General features: G+C 70.5%; 4 protein-coding genes. All 4 read right to left on the bottom strand.

Annotated elements, in window-relative coordinates; genetic code table 11:
* Positions 1-4 precede the first annotated feature (4 nt).
* On the bottom strand, positions 5-847 hold the full coding sequence (locus tag EA346_RS00735; protein ID WP_296754384.1) for a ParB/RepB/Spo0J family partition protein: 843 nt from the start codon (positions 845-847) through the stop codon (positions 5-7).
* Between the two features lie 91 nt (positions 848-938).
* Positions 939-1,727, bottom strand: a complete 789-nt coding sequence (locus EA346_RS00730) for a ParA family protein (RefSeq protein WP_296754380.1) — start codon at positions 1,725-1,727, stop codon at positions 939-941.
* Complete coding sequence (gene rsmG, locus EA346_RS00725; RefSeq protein ID WP_296754377.1) at positions 1,724-2,350, bottom strand: 16S rRNA (guanine(527)-N(7))-methyltransferase RsmG; 627 nt, start codon at positions 2,348-2,350, stop codon at positions 1,724-1,726. Before rsmG ends, EA346_RS00730 begins: the two co-directional genes overlap by 4 nt.
* On the bottom strand, positions 2,343-4,217 hold the full coding sequence (gene mnmG, locus EA346_RS00720) for a tRNA uridine-5-carboxymethylaminomethyl(34) synthesis enzyme MnmG (RefSeq protein WP_296754373.1): 1,875 nt from the start codon (positions 4,215-4,217) through the stop codon (positions 2,343-2,345). Before mnmG ends, rsmG begins: the two co-directional genes overlap by 8 nt.
* Positions 4,218-4,456: the final 239 nt, after the last annotated feature.

The raw sequence follows: 4,456 nt of genomic DNA, 5'->3' as shown, positions 1-4,456 counted from the left end.
GCGATCACTGAATGTGGGCGAGGATGCCATCGAGTTCGTCCAGGCTGTTGTACTCGATGACCAGACGGCCCTTGCCGGTGCGGTTGTAGCGGACCTGCACCGCCGCCCCGAGGGTGTCCGACAGGCGGGTCTCGAGCTGGCGGATCTCCGGGAGCGGTCGCGGCGGCGGCAGGGGAACGGCGGGCTCGGCGAGCATCCGGCGCACCAGGCGCTCGGCATCGCGCACCGACAGGCCGCGCTTCACGATCACGTCGGCCGCCTGCGGCTGGCGCTCCGGTGGCAGTGCGAGCAGGCAGCGGGCATGGCCCATCTCGAGCTCGCGGGCATTGACCCGATCCTTGACCGCCTCGTGCAGCTCGAGCAGGCGCAGCAGGTTGGTCACCGCCGTGCGCGAGCGGCCCACCGCCGTCGCGGCAGCCTGGTGCGTCATCTCGAACTCGCCGATCAGCCGGCGGATGGCCTGGGCCTCCTCCAGCGGATTCAGGTTCTCGCGCTGGATGTTCTCGATCAGGGCCATCGCGGCGGCAGCCTGGTCGGGGATGTCCCGCACCACCGCGGGGACGGTCTCCAGGCCGGCCATCTGCGCGGCCCGCCAGCGGCGTTCGCCGGCGATCAGCTCGTAGCCGTCGTCGATCCGGCGTACGACGATCGGCTGGATGATGCCCTGGGACCGGATCGAGTTCGCCAGTTCTTCCAGCGCCTCGGCAGCCATGTGCACCCGCGGCTGGTACTTGCCGCGCTGGATCAGTTCGATCGGCAGGTTTTCCAGCGAATCCTCTTCGGCACGCTCGGCGCCGCTGAGCAGCGCTTCAAGCCCCCGCCCGAGACCACTTCTCCGTTTGACCATGGCGTCTATTCCCAACGGGCGGCGCAGCCACGCCGACCTGATGAACAAGTTGTCTCCCGCACACCATCCGCGCCGCTGGCGACGCGCCGGCTCACAGGCCTGGGTTCGGCGCCGCGGCGGCACCCGGGCGGCGGAGCATCTCGCCGGCCAGAGCCAAATAGGCGACCGCGCCCCGCGAGCTGGCATCATACAGCAAGGCCGGCTGGCCGAAGCTCGGAGCCTCGGCGAGGCGCACGTTGCGCGGCACGATGGTGCGGAACACGCGCTCTCCGAAATGCCCCAGCAACTGGTCCGATACCTCCCCGGAGAGGCGGTTGCGCGCGTCGAACATCGTGCGCAGCAGCCCGGCGATGCGCAGCTTCGGGTTCGGGCCGCGCTGGATGCTCTCGATGGTGCCCATCAGCGCCGTGAGGCCCTCCAGCGCGTAGTACTCGCACTGCATCGGGATCAGCACGCCGTCGGCGGCGACCAGCGCGTTCACGGTCAGCAGGTTCAACGACGGCGGGCAATCGATCAACACGTGCTGGTAGTTCGATACGGACTCGCTCAGCACGTCCCGCAGGCGGTACTCGCGACGCTCCATCGCCATCAGACGGACCTCCGCCAGCGTAAGGTCGCCGTTCGCGGGGACCAGGTCGAAGCCGGACTCGACCCGGTGCGCGCAGGCCGCCAGCGGCGCCTCGCCGAGCAGCAGCTCGCAGCTGGTCGGGCTGCGGGCGTGCTTGTCGTAGCCGCTGCCCGTCGTCGCGTTGCCCTGGGGATCCAGATCGATGACCAGCACCCGGCGGCCCAGGCGCACCAGAGAAGCGGCCAGGTTCACGCAGGTGGTCGTCTTGCCGACCCCGCCCTTCTGGTTGGTGATGGCCAATGTCTGTGTCACGCGGCTTCTCTCTCGATAACGGCAATGTGCCGGCTGGCGGATGACCCGGAAACCCGCACCGGCTCGACGCAGCGATACGCCCATCCCGCGGGCAGGTCCGCTTCGGCGGCCGCGGACTGCCCCAGCATCGCCAGCAACCGGCCGCCCGGGGCAACGCAGTGGCCGGCCCGGCGCACGAACTCCGGCGGCGCCGCGAAGGCCCGCGACACCACGGTAGCAAAACCCGGCGCCGGCCGCAGGTCCTCGACCCGCATGTGCTCGGCGCGCACCCGCGCCAGGCCGAGCTCCGCGATCGCCGCACGCAGGAAGCGCACGCGCTTGGCCGCCGCGTCCAGCAGCAGATAGTCGCGCACCGGGTCGGCCAGGGCCAGGATCAGCCCCGGCAACCCGGCACCGCTGCCCACGTCGAGCACCCGGTCGCCGTGCAGCCACGGCAGCACGCTCAGGCTGTCCAGCACGTGCCGGTCCAGCATCGCCTCCGCCCCGGTCACGGCGGTCAGGTTGTGAACCCGGTTCCAGCGCTCCAGGAGCTCCAGGTAGCGCACCACGCCCGGGATCAGCGCCGGGTCCAGGCCCCGGGCGGCGCAGGCCGCGGACAGCGCCGCGACCGCGGGCTCAGGCACTGGCAGCCCGCTGCTTCAGGTGTATGGACAGCGCCGACAGCGCCGCCGGCGTCACGCCGGGAATCCGCTGCGCCTGGCCCAGGGTATGCGGCCGGAAGCTGCTCAGCTTCTGGCGGATCTCGGTGGACAGGCCGTGCACCCGGTCGTAGTCGAGGTCCTGCGGCAGCGCGGTGGCCTCGTCGCGACTCTGGCGGCCGATCTCCAGCCTCTGGCGCTCGATGTAGCCCGCATACTTGGCCTGGATCTCGACCTGCTCCGCGACCGAGTCCGGCAGGTCCACGGCGAGTTCCGGCAGCCGCGCCATCAGGCCCGCGTAGTCCACCTGCGGGCGGCGCAGCAGGTCCATCAGGGTGGCGTCGGCGTCGGGCGTGCCGCCGAGGTAGGCCGCCAACGCGTCGTCTTCACGACGGGAGCGGTCGAGGCGCAGAGTCGCGAGACGGGCCTGCTCGTCCTCGATCGCCTGGGCGCGCTGGCTGAAGGCCTGCCAGCGGCGATCGTCGACCAGCCCCAGTTCGCGGCCGCGCGGGGTCAGCCGCAGGTCGGCATTGTCCTCGCGCAGCAGCAGCCGGTACTCGGCGCGCGAGGTGAACATGCGATAGGGTTCGTTGGTGCCGCGCGTGACCAGGTCGTCGATCAGCACGCCGATATAGCCCTCCGCGCGGCCCGGGGTCCAGGGCGCCTCGTCGCGCGTCCAGCGCGCCGCGTTCAGGCCCGCGATCAGGCCCTGCGCGGCGGCCTCCTCGTAGCCGGTGGTGCCGTTGATCTGGCCGGCGAAGAACAGGTTGGCGACCGCGCGCGTCGCCAGCGACGGCATCAGGCCGCGCGGATCGAAATAGTCGTATTCGATGGCGTAACCCGGCCGGGTGATGTGTGCGTTCGCGAAGCCCTGGAGGCTCTGCACCAGCTGCAGCTGCACCGCATACGGGAGGCTGGTCGAGATGCCGTTGGGGTAGAGTTCGTCGGTATCCAGCCCCTCCGGCTCGATGAAAATCTGGTGGCTGTTCTTGTCCGCGAACCGCACCACCTTGTCCTCGATCGACGGGCAGTAGCGCGGCCCGGTGCCCTCGATCTGGCCGGTGTACATCGGCGCCTGGTGCAGGTTGGCGCGGATCAGTTCGTGCGTGTGCTCGTTGGTGCGGGCGATGTGGCACAGCCGCTGCGCCGGGTGGTGCTCGTGGCGGCCCAGGAAGGAGAACACCGGCCGTGGCTCATCGCCCGGCTGGGGTTCCAGCCGCGAGAAGTCCACCGAGCGGCCATCGACACGCGGCGGTGTGCCGGTCTTCAACCGGCCGACCGCGAAGGCCATCTCGCGCAGGCGCGCGGCCAGCCGCAGGCTCGGCGGATCCCCGGCGCGGCCGCCCGGGTGCTGCTCCGGGCCGATGTGCATCCTGCCGTTCAGGAAGGTGCCCACGGTCAGGACCACCGACCGCGCCGCGAATTCCAGCCCGGTCTCGGTCACCACGCCGGTGACGCGATCGCCCTGCATGCGGATGTCCGCCACCGGCTGCTGGAAGATGCTCAGATGGGCCTGGCTTTCGACGATCCGCCGGATCGCCCGGCGGTACAGGTAGCGGTCCGCCTGCGCCCGGGTCGCGCGCACGGCCGGCCCCTTGCGCCGGTTCAGCACCCGGAAGTGGATACCGGCCCGGTCCGCCGCCTCGGCCATCGCGCCGCCGAGGGCATCGATCTCGCGCACCAGGTGGCCCTTGCCGATCCCGCCGATCGCGGGATTGCAGCTCATCTGCCCGATGGTGTCGATGTTGTGCGTCAGCAGCAGCGTGCGCGCACCGGTCCGCGCGGCCGCCAGCGCGGCCTCGGTCCCGGCGTGCCCGCCGCCGATCACGATCACGTCGTAGAGGTTGCTCATGGCACTTCACAAACGGTTGTTGATTCAGCGCAGTAGTTTACCGTGAAAGTCACGGCCCAGTTGTGTAGGTCGGGTTAGCGCAGCGTAACCCGACTTGCTGCGGTGCCGCGGACGACGCTATTTTGCGGCCGTGGGTGGGTGCGAGGCCCGTCGGGTTACGCCCTTCGGGCTAACCCGACCTACGGTTTGCGGCTTTTTATCCGTCAGCGCTTTTCGGCGCGTTCGCGCAGCAGCTTCAC

This window comes from Thioalkalivibrio sp., from assembly GCF_007692535.1.
Taxonomy (GTDB): Bacteria; Pseudomonadota; Gammaproteobacteria; order Ectothiorhodospirales; family Ectothiorhodospiraceae; genus Thioalkalivibrio.
The sequence above is the reverse complement of the archived record's forward strand: the minus strand, read 5'-3'. Positions and strand labels throughout refer to the sequence as shown.